Raw genomic sequence first — 23,223 nt, 5'->3', positions numbered from 1 at the left:
GGTAGCTTCGTGCCCGGACGCAGCGCTCCTTTAGCGGTGCGCTGCAGAGCCGGGGCCCATGCCTGCTGGGTCCCCGGCTCTGCGTCGCATCACTCCGTGCGCCGCGTCCGGGACACGAGAGCTACGGTTTGGCAAACGTCGCACTGAACAGCACCGGATACCGCGCGCCCTGCAATCCGCCGCGGGCGACATAGAACGCGATCAGCGCGCACCACAGTCCGGCATTGCCGAACGATTGCAGCGCCCACCATGTGATGAGGAAGATCGCGAGCGAGGCCAGCATCAGATTGCGCATCTCCCGCGCCCAGGTGGCGCCGACATAGATTCCGTCGAAGCCGAAGGCGAATACGCCGGGAATGGGCGCAAGCACGATGAACGGCAGGAATTCGCGCGCGGCGCGGCGAACGTCCTCGCTCGCGGTCATGAAGTTGATGATATCAGGCCCGAACAAGGCGAACAGCACCGCGACGACCGTTGCGAAGCCGAGGCCCCATGTGAGTACCAGCCGGGTCGAATTCGCAAAGCCCGTGGCGTCCCGGGCGCCAAAGGTGCGGCCGCAGAGCTGCTGGGCCGCGTTGGCGAGGCCGTCGAGGAAGAAGGCGCTGACCAGGAGGAAGTTGTTGAGCACCGAATTCGCCGCCAGCGTGACGTCGCCGGTGCGGGCGCCCTTGGCGGTGAAGAACAGGAATACGGCGATCAGCGCCGCGGTGCGGATCAGGATATCGGTGTTCACCGCCAGGAGCCGCATCAGCTTGGCGCGATCGAACAGCGTCGTGCGAGGTACTGCAAAACCGCCGACCGCATAGCGCCGGCACACGATCACACCCAGCACGAAGCCGGTCGTCTCCGACAGCAAGGCTGCGATCGCGGCGCCGGCGATGCCGGTATCGTAGACCAGCACCAGCAGGATCGTCGCCGCCATGTTGATCAGGTTAATGACGACCTGGAGCGCGAGCGCCGGATGGGCGCGGGCCTGTCCCACCAGCCAGCCGAGGATGACGTAATTGGCGAAGGCGAACGGCGAGGACCAGATCCGGATCATGAAATAGGTCTTCGCGGCGCGTGTCACGCCCTCGCTGCCGCCCATCAGGTCGAACAGCACGGCAGCCAGCGGCAGTTGCAGCGCGATCAGCGTGGCGCCGATCAGCCCGGCGACGATGAAGCCGCGCACCAGGATCACGGTCTGCTCGCGCGTCTCGCCTGCGCCCATCGCCTGCGCCGTGAAGGCGAGCGTGCTCATGCGCAGGAAGCCGAACAGCCAGAACAGACAGTCGAAGATCACGGACGCCATCGCGACGCCGCCGAGCAATGCGGCATCGTCGAGGCGGCCGATTGCGGTGGTCGAGACCACGCCGATCAGCGGCGTCGTGAGGTTGGCAACCATCGCTGGGCCCGCGATGGCGAAGACCTGGCGGGAACCGATCTTGAGGGGAATGGGCGCGTGCATGTCAGAACACGAGCACCATGCCGTCTTCGGCGGCGAGATGCGCGATGTCGTCCAGACGCGACAGCACGTCGTCGCTCATATGGGTGAGGACGAGGCGTTTTGCGCCGATGGCGGGCAAATGCTGCTCCAGGGTCTTCAGGCTGAGATGGTTCTTGACCACCTTCTCGTACATATAGGCTTCAGCAATGAAAAGGTCCGCGCCATGCGCCAGCGGAATGAGCGCCTCCGTCCATTCGGTATCGGCGCTGTAGGCGAGCGTGCGGCCCTCGGCCTCGACGCGATAGGCCAGGAAGGGCCCCCCGGACTCGCCGTGCACGACCGGATAGGGCGTCACCGTCACCGCGCCGAAGCCTCGGCTTTGCCCGGGCGCGAGCTCCACGACGTTGAGCGCGAAGCGCTGCCTGGTTGTCGAGGAATGCTCGAACAGTGCTTCCATCACTGTGCGGAGCCGCGCCTCGATGCCTTGCGGGCCCGCAATCGTCAGCGGCCGCGTCCGCCGCGAGAATTGCGCGTCGAGCAGGACAAACGGCAGTCCCGCAAAATGGTCGCCGTGGAAATGCGTGATGAGGATGAGATCGATGTCGTCGCGGGCGATCTCGAGCCGCTTCAGGGCCGGCAGGGCTGACGCGCCGCAATCGATCAGGAAATTGCTCTCGCGACCCGAGACGTGGAAGCAGGTGTTGAGCCTTCCGCCGGAGCCGAAGGCGTCGCCGCAGCCGACGAAACGCAGTTGCATCGGCTGCGCAGCTCCTCGATGTCAGCGGCCGCGCGGCGCGCCGAACACGCGCGAGAGCAGCCAGATCGGGATCACGATGACCGCGCCCAGCAGGAAATAGCGCCACAGCCAGTTGATCGTATCGAAGCCGAGATCCCACAGCCGCTGGAACAAGAGGCGGATGCTGTAGATGATGTTCCAGGGATCGAAGCCGATCGCCGCCAGCACGACACCGACCAGGATCGAGAGCAGGACCAGCCGAAACGCGACCGCCAGCGGCGTGCCGCCGAGAAAGCGGTTCAGGCCGTCGCTGCGGCCGGCCGGCAAATCTCTGACGTCTTGGACCATCTCGAAAACTCCTCGCGGGGAATCGACCCCATTATAGGTCACGGCGGGGCACATGGGGAACCCGGGGCCGGCCGTCAATCGACTTACCGGATTTTAATCCGGTCACCCGGCAAAAGCTCGGCGCCGTCAGGCTGCGGCGAGCGGCGCTCCGATCGGGCTAGTCGCCGGAAAGCAACAACGGGTAAGGTAAACGCAGATGTTTATGTGCATGTGAATGCCCATCAATTGCTCCGGATAGCCCCCGCTCATAAGAGAGCGCGTGCGTTACCGAAAAGGTATCGCGCAGGTCTGTGGGACCGCCGCCGGGGCCAATTGAAGGTCCTCTGCGCATAGGCTGGCTGGCGTTGCGCTGGTCGGCGGCGGGACCATTCCTCGGTTAAGCTTCAAGCTCCGCCGCGTCCGTCTTCAGCATCTTTTCCAGCGTTTCCAGCCTGTCCGCCTCCCGCGGTGGCTTGTCCCAGCGCAGGCGGCTGATCCGGGGAAAGCGCATGGCGACGCCGGATTTGTGCCGCGGCGAGCGCTGCAGCCCCTCGAACGCGACCTCCAGCACGAGGCCCTTGTCCGGCTCGTGCACGACATGGCGGACGGGGCCGAATTTTTCGGTGGTGTTGCGGCGGACGAAGCGGTCGATCTGCAACAGCTCCTCGTCGGTGAAGCCGAAATAGGCCTTGCCGACCGGCACCAGCTCGTCGCCGCCGCCACCGCCGGTCCAGACCCCGAAGGTGTAGTCGGAATAATAGGACGAGCGCTTGCCGTGGCCGCGCTGCGCATACATCAGCACGGCATCGATGATGTGCGGATCGCGCTTCCACTTCCACCATTGCCCCTTCGGCCGGCCCGGCAGATAAGCCGCATCGCGCCGTTTCAGCATTACGCCTTCGACCGCGTCGGCGTCCTCGCCGGCGCCGGCGCTCGCGGGATCGGCGCGCGCCGCGGTGAGCGCTTCCCAGCTCGCAAAGGGCACCATGGGCGACAGATCGATGCGGGGATCGCCGAGCTTTGCGATGAAGGCTTCCAACCGTTCGCGCCGCTCCGCGAACGGCAGCTCGCGCAGGTCGTTCTCGTCGTCGCCGAGCAGATCGTAGGCGCGCAGGTGGATCGGAAATTCCTTGATCAGCTTTGGCGAGACCACCTTGCGGTTGAGTCGCTGCTGCAGGACGTTGAAGCTCTGCACGCGGCCCTCGCGCAAAATCAGAAGCTCGCCGTCGATCGCGCCTGGCAGGCGCAGCGACGGCACGAGATCCGGAAAACTTCCCGTGATGTCCTCGCCGGTGCGCGAATAGAGCCGCACCGTGATATGGCCGTGCTCGTCGCGTCCCGCCACCGCCTGCACGCGGATGCCGTCCCATTTCCATTCGGCGATGTAGTCGACGGGATCGAGTGCAGCGAAATCCGTGTCCTCGATCGCATGCGCGAGCATGACGGGCCGGAACGGCGCGGGATCGCGATTGACCGGCTTGTCGCCGCGGCCTTCCAGCCAGGCGAACAGGTCGAGATAGGGCGGCGCGAGCCCCGGCCAGATCAGTTCGACGTCGTGCGGGTCCTTGTCGCCGAGTGCCGCTGCCGCGGTCTTCGCCAGGCGCGCGGAGATGCCGATACGAAGCGCGCCGGTGACGAGCTTGAGTAGCGCCCAGCGGCCGGTCTCGTCCAGCTCGTCGAGCCACCGTTCGAGCTGCTTTGGCAGCTCGGTCTTGCCGAGCGTGCGCAGCGTGGTGACGACTTCGGTGAGGGATGGAGGCGGCGGATTGTTGTGGGCGGCCAACGGCGCTTTCGGCCACATCAGCGCCACCGTCTCCGAGAGATCGCCGACATAGTCGTAGCTCAAGCCGAACAGCACCTCGTCTGTGCGCGCCGCGATGAGGTCGCGGATCAATGCGGGCTTGGCGTGCTTGAAGCTGAGCGCGCCGGTGAGCGCCGCCAGCGCGTAGCCGCGGTCGGGATCCCCGACCTCGCGGAAATAGCCGGTGATCAGCCGCAGCTTGTTGTTGCGGCCGGGTTCGTAGGCGAGGCGGTCGAGCAGTTCGGCGAAGCGATTCATGCTTCGGCCTCGCCTTGAATTGGCGTCTCGTTCTCCTCCTCGTCGCCATAGCCGACGAGATCGAGCGGCTGCGCTTTCAGGCCCTTGCTTCGGCACCAATGCACCAGCGCGTCTTCCTGGCCGTGGGTGACCCAGATCTCGCCGGCGCCGGTCGCCTCGATGGTGGCGGTGAGGCCGTCCCAATCGGCATGGTCGGAGATGACGAGCGGCAGTTCGATGCCCCGCTGTCGTGCGCGGGCGCGCACGCGCATCCACCCCGATGCGAAGGCGGTGACGGGATCGGGAAAGCGCCGGGTCCAGAGATCGGATGTCGCCGAGGGCGGCGCCAGCGTGATGGTGCCGGCCAGCGCCGCCTTCTTCACGCCTTTCACCGGCCTGAGCTCGCCGAGGTCGATGCCGCGGCTCTGGTAATATTCGGTGATCTTCTCCATCGCGCCGTGGAGGTAGATCGGCGCCACATAGCCGGCCTGGCGCAGCAGCGCGATCACGCGCTGCGCCTTGCCGAGCGAATAGGCGCCGACAAGATGTGCGCGCTCCGGAAACAGCGCGACCGAGGCCAGCAGCTTCTTCACCTCGTCGGCCGCATCGCCATGCCGGAACACCGGCAGGCCGAACGTCGCCTCGGTGATGAAGACGTCGCAGGGCACCAGCTCGAACGGCGTGCAGGTCGGGTCGGGTGCGTCCTTGTAGTCGCCGGAGGCGACGATGCAGGTGTCCTTGCAGGTCACGGCGATCTGCGCCGAGCCCAGCACATGGCCGGCCGGGTGAAACTTCACGCGGATATCGCCGAGCCGGATCTCCTCGCCGTAGCCGATCGCTTGCGTCGAGCCGGCAAAGTTCTCGCCATAGCGCAGCCGCATCATGTCGAGCGTTTCCTGCGTCGCCAGCACGGCGCCATGCCCGGCGCGGGCATGGTCGGAATGACCGTGGGTGATCACGGCCCGCTCGACCGGGCGCACAGGATCGATGTGGAAGCCGCCGGGCTTGCAGCACAGACCGGCAGCAACTGGCAGCAGGATGTCTTGGGGACGCATGGGGTTCATATAGGGAGCGGGCGCTCCAAATTAAGCCGTCATGCGCGGGCTTGACCCGCGCATCCATCGCCCTCAAGAGTTCCTTTTTTGATGGATTGCCGGGCGAGCCTGGCAGCGACAAGTGTCGGTTCCCCAATGCCTCTGCGCCTGTTCCTGACCTCCGGCGATCTCATGGCCGACCGCCGCTTCGAGTTCGCGCGCGACCTCCAGCTCAAGGGCGATCTGCCCGCGGCCGCCGACCTCATCGAACAGGCGATCGAGCTCGCGCCAAACTTCACCTCGGCCTGGTTCACGCTCGGCGAAATCCGCCAGCAGCTCGGCGAGCGCGACAAGGCGATCGCGGCGTTCCGGGAAGCGCGCCGGTCCGACCCGGAGGATCAGCACGGCGCCGGCCTGCATCTGATGCGGCTCGGCGATGCGGATATGGCGGAGATGCCCAAGGCCTATGTGCAGGCGCTGTTCGATCAATACGCGCCGCGCTTTGAGCATGCGCTGATCAACGACCTCGACTATCGCGCGCCCGCGCTGATCTTCAAGGCTGTGCTGGCCGCGCGCGTTGCCGCGAAGAAGCCGGCCTACTTCAAGCGCACCATCGATCTCGGCTGCGGCACCGGGCTTGCGGCCGCCGCCTTCGTCAGGCAGGTCGATCATTTCATCGGCATCGATCTGTCGCCCGGCATGATCAAGGAGGCGCGTGCGACCGAGCTCTATGCCGAGCTCGAGATCGCCGACATGATCGAGGGCCTGCGCGGCAAGCCTGACGCGAGCGCGAACCTTGTCGTCGCCGCGGATGCGTTCGTCTATCTCTCCGATCTCGCGCCGGTGCTAACCGAGGCAAAGCGCGTGCTCGTCTCGGGCGGCGTGCTCGCCTTCACGCTGGAGACGCATGACGGCAGCGGCGTCGTGCTCGGCGCCGGCCTGCGCTATGCCCATTCCGCGGAATATGTGCGCGGCGTCCTGGCGAAAGCGGGACTCGCGCTTCTCACACTGGAGCCGGCCTCGCCGCGCAACGAGAACAACGAGCCGGTGCGCGGTCTCGTCGTCGTCGCCGAGAAAACTTGAGTTTAGGCGCTGCATCAGCGGCAAATTCAGCGTCATTGCGTCGCAAAGCCGTGACTTCCCACTTGCGAGCCGAGCTGCGATGTCAGCACAATGCGCGCACCAGGGAGAAAACAATAATGACGAAAAATCCATCGCGGCGCGATTTCAGCGCCGCCGCGCTCGCCACCATCGCCGCATCCACTCTGCCCGCGCCCTATGTCTGGGCGGCGGAGAAGAAATACGATGCGGGCGCCAGCGACACCGAGATCAAGATCGGGCAGACCGTGCCGCATTCCGGCCCCGGCTCGCTCTACGGCGTGCTCGGGCGCATCGGCGAAGCCTATTTCCAGATGCTGAACGAGAAGGGCGGCATCAACGGGCGCAAGGTCAAGTTCCTCACCATGGACGATGCCTACAGCGCGCCGAAATGCGTCGAGGCGACGCGGCGCCTCGTCGAGCAGGAAGAGGTGCTCGCGCTCTACGGCTCGCTCGGCACCGCGCCGCAGACCGCCGTGCACAAATACCTGAACTCCAAGGGCGTGCCGCAGCTCCTGCTCAACACCGGCGCGTCGAAGTGGAATAACCCGAAAGAGTTCAAATGGACCATGGCGGGCCTGCCGCTCTATCCGACCGAGGCGCGCATTCTCGCGCGGCACGTCGTCAGCGTGAAGCCGAACGCGAAGATCGGCATCCTCTACCAGAACGACGATTTCGGCCGTGATTTCCTGGGGCCGTTCAAGAAGGTGCTGGCTGACGCCGGCGGCACCGCGCAGGTGATCATGGAGCAGACCTATGATCTCACCGAGCCGACCGTCGATTCCCAGCTCATCAATCTCTCGAAGTCGGGCGCCGACGTCTTCTACAACATCTCCACCGGCAAGGCCTCGTCGCAGTCGATCCGGAAAGTGGCCGAGCTCGGCTGGAAGCCGCTGCAGCTTCTGTCGGCGGGCTCGACCGGCCGCTCCATCCTCAGCGCCGCGGGCCTGGAGAACGCCACCGGCATCGTCGCCATTCGCTACAACAAGGAGGTCGGCCTGCCCAAATGGGAGAAGGATCCTGATGTGATGGCGTTCGAGGAGCTACGCAAGAAGTACACGCCGGCGATCGATCCCGACAACACCATCGCCTTCGCCGGCTACGGCCAGGCCGCGAGCATGGCCGAGATCCTGCGCCGCTGCGGCGACGAGCTCACCCGCGCCAACGTGCTCAAGCAGGCCTCGAACCTCAAGGGCTTCCACTCGCCCTATTTCCTCGACGGCGTCACCTACAGCTACACGCCCGACGACTACACGCCGATGAAGACGCTGTTCATCTCCACCTTCACCGGCAAGGACTGGGACATCTCCGACAAGCCGATGTCGGAGTAAGGCTCTCCGCAATTGAGATGCCGTAGGGTGGGCAAAGCGACTTGTCCGCCGTAGCTCGAAGAGCGAAGGCGGAAGCGTGCCCACCTCTTTCGCGGCCCTGGACAGATGGTGGGCACGGCGCAATGCGCCTTTGCCCACCCTACGGGACCGCCCACCCCTCGACGAACGCGACCCCACGGCTTACCTCTTATGCCGTGCCGCCCCGCATCCTCAAAATTCCGGCCGAGACGCCTGCGCTGCTGCCAGCCCGCTTCCAGCAATGGTTCGCGGCGCGCGGCTGGTCGCCGCGTGCGCATCAATTGGCGCTGCTGGAGAAGGCGCGCGAGGACAGGTCCGCGCTCTTGATCGCGCCGACCGGCGCCGGCAAGACGCTGGCCGGGTTTCTGCCAACGCTGGTGGAGCTTTCCACTGAGGTGGCCGAACGGAACACAGGTGAGAAGAAGAGCCTCGTTTCCACCGGCCGCGACGTGCGGCGCACCGGTGGCCTGCACACCCTCTACATCTCGCCGCTGAAAGCGCTCGCCGTCGACATTGCGCGCAATCTGGAGCGGCCGATCGCCGAGATGGGTTTGCCGATCAAGGTCGAGACCCGCACCGGCGACACGCCGGTGTCGCGCCGCCAGCGCCAGCGCCGCTATCCGCCGGATGTCCTGCTGACGACGCCCGAGCAGCTCGCGCTGCTGCTGTCCTCCGACGACGCGCCGTTCCTGTTCTCCTCGCTTAAGCGCATCGTGCTCGACGAGCTGCATGCGCTGGTGACGTCCAAGCGTGGCGATCTGCTCTCGCTAGGGCTCGCGCGCTTGTGGCGGCTGGCGCCGCAGCTGCGCGCCATCGGCCTGTCGGCGACCGTCGCCGAGCCCGACCAGCTCGCGCGCTTCCTGGTGCCGCAACCCGACGGCAAGGAGGAGGCCGCCGACATCGTGGTGGCCGGCGGCGCCGCGCCGCCTGAGGTCGAGATGCTGGATACGCGCGAGAGGCTGCCCTGGGCCGGCCATAGCGCGCGCCATGCGCTGCCTGAGATCTACGAGCTGATCAAGGCCAACAAGACCACGCTGGTCTTCGTCAATACCCGCAGCCAGGCCGAGATGCTGTTCCAGAATCTCTGGAGCATGAACGACGACGGCCTCGCCATCGCGCTGCATCACGGCTCGCTCGATGTCGCCCAGCGCCGCAAGGTCGAGGACGCGATGTCGGCAGGACGCTTGCGTGGCGTGGTCTGCACCTCCTCGCTCGACCTCGGTGTCGACTGGGGCGATGTCGATCTCGTCGTCAATATCGGCGCGCCCAAAGGCTCCTCGCGCCTGATGCAGCGCATCGGCCGCGCCAACCACCGCCTCGACGAGGCCTCGCGCGCGGTGCTGGTGCCCGCCAATCGCTTCGAGGTGCTGGAGTGCCGCGTCGCCATCGATGCCATCGCCGAGAACGCGCAGGACACGCCGCCGCTTCGCACCGGCGCCCTCGACGTGCTCGCCCAGCACGTGCTCGGCTGCGCCTGCGGCGAGCCATTCTTCTCCGACGAGCTCTACCGCGAGGTCCGCACCGCCGCGCCGTATGCCGATCTCTCGCGCCAGGATTTCGACGACGTCGTGGATTTCGTCGCCTCCGGCGGCTACGCGCTGAAGACCTATGAGCGCTTCGCCCGCATCAAGCAGGACAAGGAGGGCCGCTGGCGCGTCGCCAATCCCAAGGTGCGGCAGAGCTACCGCATGAATGTCGGCACCATCGTCGAGGACGACATGCTGAAGGTACGCCTGGTGCGCTCGCGTGGCGGTCAGGGAAAATCAGGCGGCTCGACCGGCGTGATCGCGCGCGGCGGCCGGCTGCTCGGCGAGATCGAGGAGGCCTTCATCGAAGGCCTGAGCCCCGGCGATACCTTCGTGTTCAGCGGCGAGGTCGTGCGCTACGAGGCCCTGGTCGAGGACCAGGTCTATGTCTCGCGCGCGCATGACAAGGATCCGAAGGTGCCGTCCTATATGGGCGGCAAATTCCCGCTCTCGACCTACCTTGCCGAGCGCGTGCGCCGGCTGCTCGATGACGGCCGCGCCTGGGGTGGCCTGCCGGAGCAGGTGCGCGACTGGCTGTCGCTGCAAAAGGACGTCTCGCGCGTTCCGGCGGTGCGCGAGCTTCTGGTCGAAAGCTTTCCGCGCGCCAACAAGCATTATCTCGTCTGCTATCCCTTCGAAGGCCGCCTCGCGCACCAGACCCTCGGCATGCTGCTCACGCGCCGGTTGGAGCGCGCCCGCGCCCGGCCGCTCGGCTTCGTCGCCAACGAATACGCCATCGCGGTCTGGGCGCTCGGCGACATGTCCTTCATGATCCGCGATGGCCGGATCGATCTCAATGCGCTGTTCGACCCCGATATGCTCGGGGACGATCTCGAGGCCTGGCTCGCCGAGTCGGCCTTGATGAAGCGCACCTTCCGCAACTGCGCCATCATCTCCGGCCTGATCGCACGCCGCCACACCGGCGAAGAGAAGAGCCGCCGCCAGGTGCTGTTCTCGACCGATCTCGTCTACGACGTGCTGCGCAAGCACCAGGCCGACCACGTCCTCCTGCGCGCGGCGCGCGCCGACGCCGCCACCGGCCTGCTCGATTTGCGCCGCCTCAGCGACATGCTGATGCGCATCCAGGGCCGCATCACGCTCCGGGAACTCGACCATGTCTCCCCGCTCGCCGTCCCCGTGATGCTGGAAATCGGCCGCGAGTCAGTTTATGGCGAAGCTGCAGACGAGCTGCTGGCGGAAGCCGCCGACGAGCTGGTCAAAGAGGCGATGGGATAGAAGCAGGTTTCGACGTGACGGCAGGCGCGCTGATTTCGGGAGATGTCGAGGACATGCGCGTGTCCAGAGTCACCATCAGCGATGTGACGTTCGCCGCCGATCTCTCCGGCGCGCTGTTCTGGGAAGAGCAGCGCCTGCTCGTCGTCTCCGACCTGCATCTGGAAAAGGGTTCCAGCTTCGCCATGCGCGGCGTGCTGCTGCCGCCCTACGACACGCTGGCGACGCTTGGCCGCCTCGCTGCTGTCATCTCCCGCCATAACCCGCGCACCGTCATCGCGCTCGGCGACAGTTTTCACGATCGCAGCGCGCATGAGCGGTTGTCCGTCGAGGATCGCAACGCCGTCGCCGCGCTCCAGTCGGGTCGCGACTGGATCTGGATCTCCGGCAATCACGATCCCATGCTGCCGCGCGATCTCGGCGGCACCGTTGCGGACGAAGTCGCGATCGGCCCCATCACCTTCCGACATGAGCCGACCGGCGCGCATGGCGAGATCGCCGGCCATCTGCATCCCAAGGCCCGCGTCTCCGCGCGCGGCCGCTCGATGGAGCGCCGCTGCTTTGCCAGTGACGGGATGCGCGCCGTGATGCCCGCCTTCGGCGCCTATGCCGGCGGCCTCAGCATCCGCGACGCGGCGTTTGCAAGGATCTTTCCGAGGAACGGCTTCGTCGCGCATCTGCTCGGCGACCGCCGCGTCCATGCCATTGCAGCGTCGCGGTGTTACTAGGCCGCGCTCCCGTAGGGTGGGCAAAGCGAAGCGTGCCCACGATCTGCTCATTAGGTTAGAGCTCGAGGGCACGGCGCTCTGCGCCTTTGCCCACCCTACGAGACCTTTCGTTTGGCGACGGCCAACGATCTCACAGGCTCACGCCGCCTTCGCCTGTACGTCATCGCAAAACTGCGCCAGGCGGCCCGCCAGCCGCAGCGTCGCGGGGCTGGCGCCGGGCGAGGCCATCAATGCGACCTCGGTGCGGTTGATCGGCGCAAAGCCGTCCTTGGCGGTCAGCACGCGGTGGTCGGACTGGATCGCCATCTCCGACAGGATGCTCAGCCCCATGCCGGCCGCGACCGCGGCCTGGATGCCGGCGAGACTCGATGACGAATACGCCATGTGCCAGGGGCGGCCGGCGCTCTCCAGCGCGTGGATGGCGCCGGCGCGATAGAGGCAGCCGCGCGGAAATCCGATCAGCGGCACGGACGATGCGTTGACGTCGACCGGATGGCTCTTGCTGGTGACCCAGTGCACCCGCTCTGGCCACACCGCGATCGCGCCTTTCGCGCCGGCCTCGCGCTTGAACAGCGCAAGGTCGAGCTCGCCGCGTTCGAGGTCGCGGGAGAGGTTCTTGCTCTGGTCGGCGCGCACATCCATCCGCAGGCCCGGATGCGAGCGCGAGAAGGCGCCGAGCAGTTTTGCCAGGCGATATGCCGCAAAATCCTCGGGAATGCCGAGCCGGATCGCGCCTTCACCACCCGGCTGGCGCAGCACGTCGCGCGCCTCCTCGGCGAGCGAGAGCAGCCGCCGCGCATAGGACAACAGCCGCTCGCCGGCCTCTGTCGGGCGCACGTCCTTGCCGTCGCGGTGCAGCAGCACCTGGCCGACATCCTCCTCCAGCCGCTTGATCTGCTGGCTGACGGTCGATTGCGTGCGGTGGACGCGCTCGCCGGCGCGGGTGAAGCCGCCGGCCTCGACCACCGAGACGAAGCTGCGGAGGAGCTCGAGATCGAGCATGGCCGTCTCCATTCGAAAATCCACTTATGGGCAGTTAATCATTTAATTTCCAAATGACAAGCGGCATCCCTAGATCGAGGGCTCCAGGAGAAATGCCCTCATGTCGCTCGCCCCTTCGATCTCGGTTCCCCGCAGCCGCTTCAACACGCTGCCGCTGGCCATCGGCCTGTTCTGCCTGCTCTGGAGCTACGCCTTCGTCGCTGGCAAGATCGGCGTCACCCATTGCCCGCCGCTGATCCTGCTCGCCGCCCGCTTCTCGCTCGCCGGCATTTTGATCCTGGGCGCGACGCTGATCCGCGGCGACGCCTGGTCCCTGTCCTGGCGCGACGCCGCGATCTTCGCCGTGCTCGGCATCGCCAACAACGCGCTCTATCTCGGGCTCGGCTATACCGGCCTGCAATCGGTCTCCGCGGGGCTCGGCGGCCTGATCGTCTCGGCCAACCCGGTGTTCACGGCGGCGCTCGCCGCGCTTCTGCTCGGCGAAGGCATGACCTGGCGCAAGGCGAGCGGCCTGTTGCTCGGAATCATCGGCGTCACCGCGATCGTCTGGCACCGTCTCTCCGTCGGCACCGACAGCCTGCACGGCATCGTCTTCACGCTGGCCTCACTCGCCTCGATCGTCGCCGGCACCATCCTGTTCAAGCTGCTCGCGCCGAAGGGATCCCTGTGGATCGGCAACGGCGTGCAGAACCTCGCCGCCGGCATCGTGCTCGCGCCGATCGCATTCACCTTCGCCGATATCCACGCGATCGATTATACGCCGGGCCTGATCGGCGCCTTCGCCTTCCTCGTGCTCGGCGGCTCGATCCTGGCCTACTGGCTCTGGTTTCATCTCCTGAAAGTGTGTGGCGCCACCGCCGCGAGCGCCTATCATTTCCTGATGCCGCCGCTCGGCATGCTGTTCGCGTTCCTCGTGCTTGGCGAGCAGGTCGAGGCCCGCGATCTGCTCGGCATCATTCCGGTCGCGCTCGGCATCTATCTGGTGACGCGCCCTGCAAAGCCCGTCTCCTAACAGGAGTTCACCATGCCCGTTTCCATCACGCTGATCGGCGGTCCCACCGCGCTGATCGAGATCGACGGCTTTCGCCTGCTTACCGACCCGACCTTCGATGCGCCCGGCGCCTATCAGCTGCCGCATGTGAAGCTGGAGAAGACGATCGGACCTGCCGTGAAGCCCGACGCGATCGGACCGGTCGATGCGGTGCTGCTCAGCCACGACCAGCACTCCGACAATCTCGACAATTCCGGCCGCGAATATCTCTTCAAGGTCAACCGCGTGCTGACGACCGAGGCGGGCGCAAAGCGCCTCGGCGGTCATGTCGAGGGCCTTGCGCCCTGGAGCGTCGCACATCTGAGGGACGGTGACGGCAATTCGCTGACCATCACCGCGACGCCGGCGCGCCACGGTCCGGCCGGCATCGAGCCGCTGTCGGGCGACGTCATCGGCTTCGTGGTGTCGTCGAGCCGGAAGGACACGCGTCCGGTCTATATCAGCGGCGACACCACCTGGTTCGACGGCGTCGCCGAAGTCGCGCGCCGCTTCAAATGCGGCGTGGTGGTGCCCTTCGCGGGCGCGGCGCAGACGCGCGGACCGTTCCATCTCACCATGGACACCAACGACACCGTCGAGACCGCGCGCGCCTTCCCCGATGCGATGATCGTGCCGGTGCACACCGAAGGCTGGGCGCATTTCCGCCAGAACGGCGAGGACCTGCGCAAGACCTTCGACGTGCTCGGCTTCGGGACGCGGCTGCGGCTGCTGGAGCCGGGCGTGCCGACGGTGGTCGAGGCGCCGTAGTTGCCGCAACCGTCATTGCGAGCGCAGCGAAGCAATCCAGAGTCTTTCCGCAGAGGCAGTCTGGATTGCTTCGTCGCTTCGCTCCTCGCAATGACGAAGGATGTGGCTCAATCCTTCCGGAACACGATCGACGCCATCCATCCCGACATCAGCGCCATCGCCACCGTGGCGAGGCCGTAGAGCAGCCCGTGCTGGCGCGCGCTGGTGGCGACGAACTGCTCGAAGCCGACCTTGACGATTTCGAACGCGGTCTCGGTCTTGCCGAGGAACGCGCCGTTCGCAAACAGCTTGATCTCCACCTCATAGGTGCCGATCGGCACCTCGGCCGGCAGCGGAATGCCGGTGCGGAACAGCGTCGGTGTCAGGAACGTCACCGCGCTCGCATCCTCGCGATAGAGCCCGCGCTGGGTACGCAGGCGGACGAAGGCCGAGCGGAACGCATCGTTCGGCACCACGTCGGCATAGTCGCCGCTGACGCGCTGGGTCAGCAGCACGTTGTTGAGCCCGATCTGCTGCCGCCGCGCGATCTCGGGCGAGGTGATGACGTCGAAGGGACGGTTGGCGAACAGCGCCAGATAGCTCGGCACCTCCAGGAACTGCCGGTAGTCGGTGTTGATCCAGATGCCGAAGGTGCGTTCCTTCCGTCGCGTCACCATGTCGGCGCGCGGACCCATCACGGTGACCACGAGATCGTAATTGGTGCGGTCGGCCGGCGTCGTCGCATCCTTCTCGACCGAGCCGAACAGCACCAGCTCCTCGCCGGCATAATTCGGCGTCACCGTGACGCGATGGTTGGAGACCGACACGATCAGCCGCTCGGCGCGCGCGGCGCCGCCGAGCAGCACGAGGACACAGAGTGTAAGGAGCACGCGTGTCATCCGGTCACCCCCAGCTCACGGATGGTGAAGAGGTCAGCGGGGCGGATCACCAGCTCGACCGCGAAGCGGATGCCGACCGAGAGGATCAGAAGGCCCAGCAGCAGCCGCAGCTGCTCGCCGCGGATCTTCTGTCCGGCACGGACGCCGAACTGCGCGCCGGTAACGCCGCCGACCATCAGGATCAGCGCCAGCACCGCGTCGACGAGGTGATTGGTCACCGCGTGCAGCATGGTCGCGAACAGCATCGTGACCAAGGTGAGGACCATGGAGGTCCCGATCACCGTCGAGGTCGGAACCCTCAGCAGATAGATCATGATCGGCACCAGGATGAAGCCGCCGCCGATGCCCATGATGGCGCCGATGAAGCCGATCATGATGCCGACGACCACCACGGGGATCACCGACAAATAGATCTTGGAGCGCTTGAACCGCATCTTCAGCGGCAGGCCGTGGATCCAGTTGTGGCTGCGGCGTGGCGGCACGGCACCGCGCCGGGTTCGCATCAGGGCGCGCAGGCCTTCCGAGAACATCAGGCTGCCCACGGTGGTGAGCAGCACGACGTAAGACAGCGCGATCATCAGATCGAGCTGGCCGAGCGCGCGCAGCTGGGTGAAGGTCCAGACCCCCATTGCCGTGCCGGTCACGCCGCCGCAAAGCAGGACGCTCGCCAGCGCCGGATCGATCGCGCGCCGCCGCCAGTAAGACAGCGCGCCCGAAAAGGACGAGGCCGCGATGTGGCTCGCGACGGAGGCGACCGCCACCGCCGGCGTGATGCCGATGAAGATCAGCAGCGGCGTCATCAGGAAGCCGCCGCCGATCCCGAACATGCCGGACACGAAGCCGACCGCGGCGCCCATGGCGAGCACCAGGAAGACGTTGACCGGAAGATCGGCGATCGGAAGGTAGAGCTGCATTGAACCACGCGCCGGCGGGACGGATCGAACGCGGAATGCTCGCGGGAGGGCGGAACGATTGCCGCGCCCTTCAATAGCGGAATTCGGCGCGGGGAGGGACCGGGAACTTCGAGCGTGGTGAATGAGCTAAGAGGATGATCGAGGCGCCGTAGCTCACGAACGTCGTCCTGGCTTTCGCCAGGACGACGCGGAGATATCTCGCCTAATGCGCGGCCGAGGCCGAGCGCTTCGCCGCCACCGCCTTCGGCGCCGGTTTTGCGCTTGCCTGTGGCGCGCTGTCCCAGCCGCCGTTCGGGGCGGGAACGTTGACGGCATCGTCGGGCTGCGGCTCGGGGCTGAATGTCTGGATCGCGAGCTTGGCGGCGGCGAGCGATTGCGGGTCGAGACGTTTTGCGACGTCGTCACGCTTGCCGGACGCATCCGTGTCGCCCTGCGCGGCTGCCAGGCTGAACCATTTGTAGGATTCGGCGAGGTTCTGCTCCACGCCGATGCCGCGGGCGTAGAGGATGCCGAGGTTGAACTGGCTGTCGGCGACGCCGCGATCGGCGGCCTTGCGGAACCACTGCGCCGCGCTCTTGTAGTTGGCGCCGCGGCCCCCGCCATCGGCATCGAGCACCGCGAGATTGTGCATCGCCTTGGCATTGCCGCGTTCGGCGGCCTGCGTGTAGTAGCGGCGGGCGATGTCGGCGTCCTTCTTCACGCCGAGGCCCTTTTCGTAGAGCGTGCCGAGGCGGAAGGTCGCGGGCACCACGCCGGCCTGCGCCGCGCGGTCGTACCATTTGGCGGCTTCGTCATAGTTGGCGGTGACGCCCTTGCCTTCCGCAAAGCGCAAGCCGATCTCGTAGGCCGCGGTCGCATCGCCCTTCATCGCAGCGCTGCGCAAGGCGGGGCCGCCGATCGCGTCGGGCAGCTTCTCGCTCGGCGGCACCTGGATGAGGCCGAGCTTGGCGCGGCTCGCGCCCGACAGCGCGCCGGTGACATCGTTGGAGGCAGGCGGCGGGGCCGCCGCGGGCGCGGGCGGGATCTCGACCGAGGCCGAACTGCCCGGCGTGGGCGCGAGCGCCGGCGCGGCATTGTTCTGGGATTGCCGTCCGATCGGCGTCGGCGAGGTCATCGACGGCGTGATCTGCTCGGGGGCGGCTGGCTTGGTCTCGACCGGAGGCGGCGGCGGGGCGGGCGATACCGGCTCGCTCGGAATATTCTGCATCGCCTGCGGGGCCGGTGGCGCGCTGCCGCCGTCGAGCAGGTTCATCGCCATCTTGAAAGTGCCGAGCACGATCACGACCACGCTCGCGCCGACCAGCAGCGAGCGGATCTTGGAGGTGATGGTCGAGCCGCCTTCCTGGCCTTTGGCCTTGCCGCTTCTCGCCGAAGCCTTGGCGGCGCGGCCGGCTTTCTCGGGCGGCTGCGCGGCGGCGGCCTGCGCGGCGCGGCGGGCCGCGGCGATGAAGCTCGACGATGACACCGGCTCTTTCGGCGCGGCGGGAATGTCGCTGATCGCGCTCTCGGAGGCGGCGATGCGCTCCGACGGCGTGGCGACGCGCCCGCCCGGTCGTGTGCCCGGCTCGAGCGGATGATCCGGCGGCAATTCCGGCGCGAGCGCTGTGCGCGCGGGCGCGGTGTGCGGCTCCAGGATCTCGCTGATCGCGCGCGGCGGCAAGGGCGGTGCGACTTGCGGTGCGACTTGCGGTGCCGCCGGCATCGGCGGCGGCACGACTGGGGCAGCGGCGTGGAATTCGCGCGGCGCAGCGACGAAGGCGGCCTGCGTGGCTTGCGCGGCGGCGGGATTGGGCAGCTCCGGCTTCGGATCGTATTTCGGCTGCTGGGCCTGCGGTTGCGGCCGTACCTCGCGCGCCATCGGTGCGGGCTCGAACGGCGCGGCGATTGGCATCGGCATCGGCTGCGGCGCAGGGGCGGCGGCGGGCGGGGCGGTGCGCACCGCGCGCAGATCGCCCTCGATCATCGAGAGACGATCGACGACATGGCCGAGCGCGCTGTGGACCGCGTCGAGCGAATCCTGGGTGCTGCGGTTGGTCTCGGCCTGGCTGAAGCGGATGTCGGAGAGCTCGCGCTTGACGAGATCGACCACGCCGGAATCCGGCGGCGGTGCCGCATTGCGGCTCTCGGCCAGGGCGGAATAAGTCGCCTGCTGCCGCTCCAGGTGCCTGAGGATGTCGTGCAGCCCGTCCTCGACGCGGCTCAGATTGCCGTTGCGCGGATCGGAGGCGGCTTCGATCCGCTCCAGCAGATAGGAGACGCGCTGCTCGAGATGCGCGAAGGTCGAGGCCGAGTCGTTGCCGACGTGCATGCGGTCGAAGCGGTCCGACAGCGCGCGGATGGCGGCTTCCAGATGCTCGGTGCTCTCGGCCGGCTGCGGCCGCTCACGCGCTTCCAGTGCGGCGGTAAGCGCCGCGATGCGCTGCTCCAGCACCGCGAAGCTGTCGCCGTGGCCGGAGGCGCGGGTGATCTGGTCCACCTTGGACGACAGCAGCTGCACGTCGTCGGACAGACGTGCCAGCGCTTCGTTGGAGGCGACGTTGGAGACGATGGCGCGCAGCGCGGAGATCGCGCCTTCGAGCTGCTGCACCGTCGAGGGATCGTCATTGGCGCGCAGGATCAGGTCGAGCTTGGCACCGAGATTGCGGATCGCCTCGTCATAGCCGGTGAGCTGCTCGGCCGGCGTCAGCGTGCGCAGCACCTGCTTGATGTCGGACAGCGCGCGCTCGATGCCCGAGAGGACCTGGCCGTCGGTGCCGTTGGAGCGGGTCTCGTCGATCCGGCGATGCAGCGAGCGGATCTCGTTCTCGATCGATTCGATCGCACGCCGCGGCATCGCCTCGGTGATGGCGGCACGGATCTCGGCCAGTTCGCTCCGGAACGCGGTGATCGCCTGCTCGGTATTGTCCGGCCGCTGCAGCGACTCGATCTGGCTCGTGATCTTGAGCAGATGGCGCTCGAGCGACGAGAAATCCGGCCCCGGCTGCGGGGCCGGCGGCGCATAGGCAGCGGCGGGTGGCGCTGCCATGGGCGCAATCGGCGGCGCGGCGCGCGGCGGCATCTGCCGCGGTGCGAAGCCATCGAGCTCGCTCTGCCGCGCCGTGATCTCGGCGACCGCGACGTCGAAAGATGCGGGGCTCAAAGGAGGCGAGCTGCGATAGACCTGGGCTGCCGCGCGTTCGACCGCATCGGCCTGGCGCTGCCGCGCCTCGACCGGTGACGGCGCCGGCCGCGCCGCCTGATGGGACTGCGGGTGGGATTGCTGCGGCTTCGAGATCTGCGACAGCCGCGCATCGAGCCGCGAGATCGCATCGTTCAGCTGGCGGGCGACGCCCTGCTCGCGCGAGACGTCCTGTCGCGACGCGTCCAGGCGCTGCGTGGGTTTTGAAATCCGTTCGATCTGCTGGGTGATCGCATCGAGCCGCTGGTGGATGTCGGCGACTTCGCGGCTCTCCTGGCTCGGTGCTTGCGGCATGGGCTGCGGACGCTGGTCGTAGGGTCCGCGAAAGTTCGGTGGTGCGGTGTCGCCAAGCGTGGAGTTCAGCCAGTCGTTGAGCGACATGCCCGCGCGACGCGCAGCAGCCTCGGCCCGCTCCCGGACGGATGGATCGATGCCGTCAACACTCCACGATACGCGCGAATTCATGACTCTGTCCGGTTCCGACTCGGCGCCCCACCCGGCGCCTCCAGCCTTCCCTCGCGTGCCGGTTGCAATCACAACCGAATTGGCGCGGGTCGTCTGCCTCGAAAACCGACTTTTTCCTGTTACGGTAAATAACGGGTTAAGGAATGCGGCGGCGGTGTCTTAAAGTTGGGCGGGGGAACCTTGGGGCTGCGTGCTCGACAGCGATGCGATGCATTCGCGGCTTGCGGTCGCCCTACACTCCCCTGTCATCGCCCGCGAAGGGGCCGATCCAGTACGCCGCGGCGGCTCGATTCCAGCCGCCCTGCCGCGGAGTACTGGATGCCCCGCCTTCGCGGGGCATGACACCGTTGGGTGGGCTAAAGTCTCCCGTCGCGTCGGGCTCGACAGCCCCTAGCCTTTCTCGCGCTTGCCGTCCTCCAGCGGCACCACCGTGGCCTTGCCGCTCATCGCCGACAGTGCCGCCAGGGCTTCCTCGCAGAAGTCGGCCACCATCTGCTCGTGCCGGGCGCCGAGGCGGAGCAGGAGGAGGTTACCGAGGTCGAGCCGGCCTTCCGCCGTGCCGTCAGGAAAACGCTTCTTCAGGATGCGCTCGTAATTGGCGTGACGGTCGCGGTGGTGCTCGAGGCGGGCCATCAGATCGGTGCGCAGCGGCTCGATATCGATGCTGTCGAGCGCATGGAGGCGGACCAGGAGGTCGTCCTTGGTCGAGGCTGGCGTGCTTGGCCGCGCGGCCCAGTGCCGCAGCGCTGTTCTGCCCTCGGGGGTCAGCGTATAAACCAGCTTGTTGGGCTTGCCCGATTGCACGACCTCGCGGCCCTGGATGAAGCCGCGGTCGCGCAGCTTGGAGAGCTCGCGGTAGATCTGCTGGTGGTCGGCCTTCCAGAAGAAGCCGATCGAGGAATCGAATGTCTTGGCGAGCTCGTAACCCGTCATCGGACGTTCCGTCAGGCATGCGAGGATTGCGTCGCCCAGTGCCATGACCGGCCTCCCTTCTGAGGTTTGACCAACCTGCTTGACTTTATGCGCATCGGCGCATATGCGTCAATGTGCATATGAGGCAGCTTGCAGCCGGGCCAAAGGCTCGACTGGAAAATCCAGCGAAATCAAACCTCTGGCTACTGTGCATGGGGTTGTTTTCGCACTTATTGCCCTTGGCCTAGGGAGGTACCTGAGAATGACCGGCCTCGACTCCTGGTACGCCTACATGAAGTCCCATGACCGCGCCGCGCTCTGGGACCTCCTGCACCCCGATGCCGTGTTCGAGAGCCCCGTCGTGCATTCGCCGCAGCGCGGCCGCGACATCACCTTCAAATATCTTTCCAGCGCCGAGAAGGTGCTCGGCGGCCCGGGCTTCACCTATGTCGGTGAATGGCGCAGCGACAATGGCGCCGTGCTCGAATTCAAGACCATCATCGACGGCATCGAGATCAACGGTGTCGACATCATCAGCTTCGACAGCGAGGGACGCATCACGCATTTCAAGGTGATGGTGCGTCCGCTCAAGGCGATCAACATGCTGCACCGCCTGATGGCGGAGCAGCTGGCCGTCCAATCATGACACTGCCCTGAGGTTGCCGAACCCGCTAAGCTCGCGGGCAAAGGCTGCGCCGCAGGACATGCGAACATCACCAAGGCCCATGCCGGGAGAACGCCATGCCGATCTATAAAGCCCCCGTCGAAGACGTGAACTTCCTGCTCAACGACGTCTTCCAGATCGACCGCTACGACAATCTGGCCGGCTTCTCCGATGCGTCGAGCGACGTGCGCGAAGCCATCCTCGGCGAAGCCGCCAAGCTCGCTGAAGAGGTGCTCCAGCCGCTCAATCGCGTGGGCGATCTCGAAGGCTGCAAGCGCGCCGATGACGGCAGCGTCACCACGCCGAAGGGTTTCAAGGACGCCTTCAAGCAGGTCGCCGAGGGCGGCTGGCTCGGTCTGTCGGCGCCGACCGAGTTCGGCGGGCAGGGGCTTCCCGTAACGCTGAGCCAGGCCGTCAACGAGTTCCAGATCTCCGCCAACATGGCGTTCTCGATGTATGGCGGCCTCACCATGGGCGCGACCGCGGCGCTGCTGGTGCACGGCACGCCGGAGCAGAAGCAGACCTATGTGCCGAAGATGGTGGCGGGCGAATGGACCGGCACCATGAACCTGACCGAGCCGCATTGCGGCACCGACCTCGGCATGCTCCGCACCAAGGCGGTGCGCCAGGCCGACGGCAGCTTCAAGATCACGGGCACCAAGATCTTCATCTCGGCCGGCGAGCATGACCTCGCCCCGAACATCATCCACCTCGTGCTCGCCCGCATCGAGGGCGCGCCGAGCGGCATCAAGGGCGTGTCGCTGTTCGTGGTGCCGAAATTCCTTGTGAACGCCGATGGTTCGGTGGGCGCGCGCAACGGCGTGGTCTGCGGCTCGATCGAGCACAAGATGGGCATCCACGGCAATTCCACCTGCGTGATGAACTACGACAACGCCACCGGCTGGCTGATCGGCGAAGAGAACAAGGGCATGCAGGGCATGTTCGTGATGATGAACGAGGCGAGGCTCGGTGTCGCCGTGCAGGGCCTCGCGCAGTCTGAGGTCGCCTATCAGAATGCCGTCGCCTATGCCCGCGAACGCATCCAGGGCCGCGCGCTCACCGGTGCCAAGGCGCCGGACAAGCAAGCCGATCCGATCATCGTGCATCCCGACGTGCGCCGCACGCTGCTCTCGATCCGCGCCTTCAACGAGGCCGCGCGCGCCTTCGTGATGTGGACCGCGCTCAAGAGCGACGTCGCCCACCGCTCCGAGGACCCGAAGGACCGCCAGGCCGCCGACGACCACATGGGCCTGATGACGCCGGTGCTGAAGGGCTTCCTCACCGATTACGGCTTCGCCAACGCAGTGCAGGCGCAGCAGATGTATGGCGGCCACGGCTACATCGCCGAGCAGGGCATGGAGCAGTTCGTGCGCGATGCGCGCATCGCCATGATCTATGAAGGCGCCAACGGCATCCAGGCGCTCGACCTCGTCGGCCGCAAGCTGCCGCGCGACGGCGGCCGCGCCATCATGGCCTTCTTCGGCGAGGTCATGGCCTTCGCCAAGGAGAATGGCGGCGACGAGGCGCTCAAGCCCTTCGTCACCCCGCTCTCGACCTCGCTTGGCCATCTCCAGCAGGCCACGACGTGGCTGATGCAGAACGCGATGGCGAAGCCTGACAATGCGGGCGCTGCCGCAACCGATTACCTGCATCTCTTCGGCTTCGTCGCGCTCGGCTACATGTGGGCCAGGATGGCGAAGGTGACGAATGCCAAGATTGCCGAGAGCGGGGCGACGCCCTATCTCTCGACCAAGCTCGTCACCGGTCGCTTCTTCATGGAGCGGATGCTGCCGGAGACCGCGGCCAATCTCGCGCGCATCCAGGCCGGCTGCGCCACCATCATGGAATTGCCGGCGGAAGCGTTCTGAGCGTGCTTCCGCTGCCTGCTCCCAATCGGATCTGAACAACACATCAGGA

The 23,223-nt window shown here is 66.7% G+C and carries 18 protein-coding genes; 8 read left to right on the top strand and 10 right to left on the bottom strand.

Annotated elements, in window-relative coordinates; all coding sequences use genetic code 11:
• Positions 1-121: 121 nt before the first annotated feature.
• The 5 genes from HAP40_RS35405 to HAP40_RS35385 all read right to left on the bottom strand — a co-directional run bounded on the left by HAP40_RS35405 (position 122) and on the right by HAP40_RS35385 (position 5,582).
• Positions 122-1,447 carry an MATE family efflux transporter gene (locus tag HAP40_RS35405; RefSeq protein WP_166812567.1) on the bottom strand — a complete coding sequence of 442 codons (1,326 nt, stop codon included), beginning with the start codon at positions 1,445-1,447 and terminating at the stop codon, positions 122-124.
• Between the two features lies 1 nt (position 1,448).
• A complete protein-coding gene (locus HAP40_RS35400) occupies positions 1,449-2,183 on the bottom strand; it encodes an MBL fold metallo-hydrolase (RefSeq protein WP_212286898.1) in 735 nt (244 codons plus the stop codon).
• Between the two features lie 21 nt (positions 2,184-2,204).
• On the bottom strand, positions 2,205-2,510 hold the full coding sequence (locus HAP40_RS35395) for a DUF6460 domain-containing protein (protein ID WP_166812569.1): 306 nt from the start codon (positions 2,508-2,510) through the stop codon (positions 2,205-2,207).
• A gap of 376 nt (positions 2,511-2,886) precedes the next feature.
• On the bottom strand, positions 2,887-4,548 hold the full coding sequence (locus HAP40_RS35390; RefSeq protein ID WP_166812571.1) for a cisplatin damage response ATP-dependent DNA ligase: 1,662 nt from the start codon (positions 4,546-4,548) through the stop codon (positions 2,887-2,889).
• Positions 4,545-5,582: a ligase-associated DNA damage response exonuclease gene (locus HAP40_RS35385; protein WP_166812573.1), complete on the bottom strand. Its 1,038-nt coding sequence runs from the start codon at positions 5,580-5,582 to the stop codon at positions 4,545-4,547. Before HAP40_RS35385 ends, HAP40_RS35390 begins: the two co-directional genes overlap by 4 nt.
• 135 nt (positions 5,583-5,717) lie before the next feature.
• On the opposite strand from HAP40_RS35385, the gene HAP40_RS35380 reads away from it, so the two are divergent.
• From HAP40_RS35380 to pdeM, 4 genes are all read left to right on the top strand, one after another.
• On the top strand, positions 5,718-6,644 hold the full coding sequence (locus tag HAP40_RS35380; RefSeq protein WP_166812575.1) for a class I SAM-dependent DNA methyltransferase: 927 nt from the start codon (positions 5,718-5,720) through the stop codon (positions 6,642-6,644).
• Positions 6,645-6,760: 116 nt separating this feature from the next.
• The gene (locus HAP40_RS35375) at positions 6,761-7,990 is read left to right on the top strand and encodes an ABC transporter substrate-binding protein (RefSeq protein ID WP_166812577.1); all 1,230 of its coding nucleotides are present in this window, start codon (positions 6,761-6,763) and stop codon (positions 7,988-7,990) included.
• Between the two features lie 194 nt (positions 7,991-8,184).
• A complete protein-coding gene (locus HAP40_RS35370) occupies positions 8,185-10,770 on the top strand; it encodes a ligase-associated DNA damage response DEXH box helicase (RefSeq protein ID WP_166819228.1) in 2,586 nt (861 codons plus the stop codon).
• Positions 10,771-10,823: 53 nt separating this feature from the next.
• Positions 10,824-11,495, top strand: coding sequence for a ligase-associated DNA damage response endonuclease PdeM (gene pdeM / locus HAP40_RS35365; protein WP_166812579.1), 672 nt, complete (start codon positions 10,824-10,826; stop codon positions 11,493-11,495).
• A gap of 138 nt (positions 11,496-11,633) precedes the next feature.
• Here pdeM and HAP40_RS35360 read toward each other — a convergent pair whose 3' ends face one another.
• Positions 11,634-12,497 carry a LysR family transcriptional regulator gene (locus tag HAP40_RS35360; RefSeq protein WP_166812581.1) on the bottom strand — a complete coding sequence of 288 codons (864 nt, stop codon included), beginning with the start codon at positions 12,495-12,497 and terminating at the stop codon, positions 11,634-11,636.
• A 100-nt stretch (positions 12,498-12,597) separates the two neighbouring features.
• Between HAP40_RS35360 and HAP40_RS35355 the strand changes: the two genes are divergently transcribed.
• Together HAP40_RS35355 and HAP40_RS35350 are read left to right on the top strand one after the other, a co-directional pair.
• Positions 12,598-13,509, top strand: coding sequence for a DMT family transporter (locus HAP40_RS35355; RefSeq protein ID WP_166812583.1), 912 nt, complete (start codon positions 12,598-12,600; stop codon positions 13,507-13,509).
• A 12-nt stretch (positions 13,510-13,521) separates the two neighbouring features.
• Entirely contained in the window at positions 13,522-14,295 is a 774-nt protein-coding gene (locus tag HAP40_RS35350; RefSeq protein WP_166812585.1) for an MBL fold metallo-hydrolase, read from the top strand.
• A 107-nt stretch (positions 14,296-14,402) separates the two neighbouring features.
• On the opposite strand, the gene HAP40_RS35345 is transcribed toward HAP40_RS35350, so the two are convergent.
• From HAP40_RS35345 to HAP40_RS35330, 4 genes are all read right to left on the bottom strand, one after another.
• Positions 14,403-15,173 carry a TIGR02186 family protein gene (locus HAP40_RS35345; RefSeq protein WP_166812587.1) on the bottom strand — a complete coding sequence of 257 codons (771 nt, stop codon included), beginning with the start codon at positions 15,171-15,173 and terminating at the stop codon, positions 14,403-14,405.
• Positions 15,170-16,087, bottom strand: coding sequence for a sulfite exporter TauE/SafE family protein (locus HAP40_RS35340; RefSeq protein WP_166812589.1), 918 nt, complete (start codon positions 16,085-16,087; stop codon positions 15,170-15,172). Before HAP40_RS35340 ends, HAP40_RS35345 begins: the two co-directional genes overlap by 4 nt.
• Before the next feature lie 202 nt (positions 16,088-16,289).
• A complete protein-coding gene (locus HAP40_RS35335; RefSeq protein WP_166812591.1) occupies positions 16,290-19,730 on the bottom strand; it encodes a tetratricopeptide repeat protein in 3,441 nt (1,146 codons plus the stop codon).
• 390 nt (positions 19,731-20,120) lie between these two features.
• On the bottom strand, positions 20,121-20,708 hold the full coding sequence (locus HAP40_RS35330; RefSeq protein WP_166812593.1) for a PadR family transcriptional regulator: 588 nt from the start codon (positions 20,706-20,708) through the stop codon (positions 20,121-20,123).
• Positions 20,709-20,904: 196 nt separating this feature from the next.
• Between HAP40_RS35330 and HAP40_RS35325 the strand changes: the two genes are divergently transcribed.
• Both HAP40_RS35325 and HAP40_RS35320 read left to right on the top strand, forming a co-directional pair.
• On the top strand, positions 20,905-21,288 hold the full coding sequence (locus HAP40_RS35325; RefSeq protein WP_166812595.1) for a nuclear transport factor 2 family protein: 384 nt from the start codon (positions 20,905-20,907) through the stop codon (positions 21,286-21,288).
• 95 nt (positions 21,289-21,383) lie between these two features.
• A complete protein-coding gene (locus HAP40_RS35320) occupies positions 21,384-23,174 on the top strand; it encodes an acyl-CoA dehydrogenase C-terminal domain-containing protein (protein WP_166812597.1) in 1,791 nt (596 codons plus the stop codon).
• Positions 23,175-23,223: the final 49 nt, after the last annotated feature.

It is taken from the genome of Bradyrhizobium sp. 1(2017) (genome assembly GCF_011602485.2).
In the GTDB taxonomy this organism is placed as follows: Bacteria; Pseudomonadota; Alphaproteobacteria; order Rhizobiales; family Xanthobacteraceae; genus Bradyrhizobium.
The sequence above is the reverse complement of the archived record's forward strand: the minus strand, read 5'-3'. Positions and strand labels throughout refer to the sequence as shown.

Excerpts from the sequence above, each read along its gene's own strand:
- HAP40_RS35405 (WP_166812567.1), bottom strand. The coding sequence starts at position 1,447 with ATGCACGCGCCCATTCCCCTCAAGATCGGTTCCCGCCAGGTCTTCGCC.
- HAP40_RS35400 (WP_212286898.1), bottom strand. The coding sequence starts at position 2,183 with ATGCAACTGCGTTTCGTCGGCTGCGGCGACGCCTTCGGCTCCGGCGGA.
- HAP40_RS35395 (WP_166812569.1), bottom strand. The coding sequence starts at position 2,510 with ATGGTCCAAGACGTCAGAGATTTGCCGGCCGGCCGCAGCGACGGCCTG.
- HAP40_RS35390 (WP_166812571.1), bottom strand. The coding sequence starts at position 4,548 with ATGAATCGCTTCGCCGAACTGCTCGACCGCCTCGCCTACGAACCCGGC.
- HAP40_RS35385 (WP_166812573.1), bottom strand. The coding sequence starts at position 5,582 with ATGCGTCCCCAAGACATCCTGCTGCCAGTTGCTGCCGGTCTGTGCTGC.
- HAP40_RS35380 (WP_166812575.1), top strand. The coding sequence starts at position 5,718 with ATGCCTCTGCGCCTGTTCCTGACCTCCGGCGATCTCATGGCCGACCGC.
- HAP40_RS35375 (WP_166812577.1), top strand. The coding sequence starts at position 6,761 with ATGACGAAAAATCCATCGCGGCGCGATTTCAGCGCCGCCGCGCTCGCC.
- pdeM (WP_166812579.1), top strand. The coding sequence starts at position 10,824 with ATGCGCGTGTCCAGAGTCACCATCAGCGATGTGACGTTCGCCGCCGAT.
- HAP40_RS35360 (WP_166812581.1), bottom strand. The coding sequence starts at position 12,497 with ATGCTCGATCTCGAGCTCCTCCGCAGCTTCGTCTCGGTGGTCGAGGCC.
- HAP40_RS35355 (WP_166812583.1), top strand. The coding sequence starts at position 12,598 with ATGTCGCTCGCCCCTTCGATCTCGGTTCCCCGCAGCCGCTTCAACACG.
- HAP40_RS35350 (WP_166812585.1), top strand. The coding sequence starts at position 13,522 with ATGCCCGTTTCCATCACGCTGATCGGCGGTCCCACCGCGCTGATCGAG.
- HAP40_RS35345 (WP_166812587.1), bottom strand. The coding sequence starts at position 15,173 with ATGACACGCGTGCTCCTTACACTCTGTGTCCTCGTGCTGCTCGGCGGC.
- HAP40_RS35340 (WP_166812589.1), bottom strand. The coding sequence starts at position 16,087 with ATGCAGCTCTACCTTCCGATCGCCGATCTTCCGGTCAACGTCTTCCTG.
- HAP40_RS35335 (WP_166812591.1), bottom strand. The coding sequence starts at position 19,730 with ATGAATTCGCGCGTATCGTGGAGTGTTGACGGCATCGATCCATCCGTC.
- HAP40_RS35330 (WP_166812593.1), bottom strand. The coding sequence starts at position 20,708 with ATGGCACTGGGCGACGCAATCCTCGCATGCCTGACGGAACGTCCGATG.
- HAP40_RS35325 (WP_166812595.1), top strand. The coding sequence starts at position 20,905 with ATGACCGGCCTCGACTCCTGGTACGCCTACATGAAGTCCCATGACCGC.
- HAP40_RS35320 (WP_166812597.1), top strand. The coding sequence starts at position 21,384 with ATGCCGATCTATAAAGCCCCCGTCGAAGACGTGAACTTCCTGCTCAAC.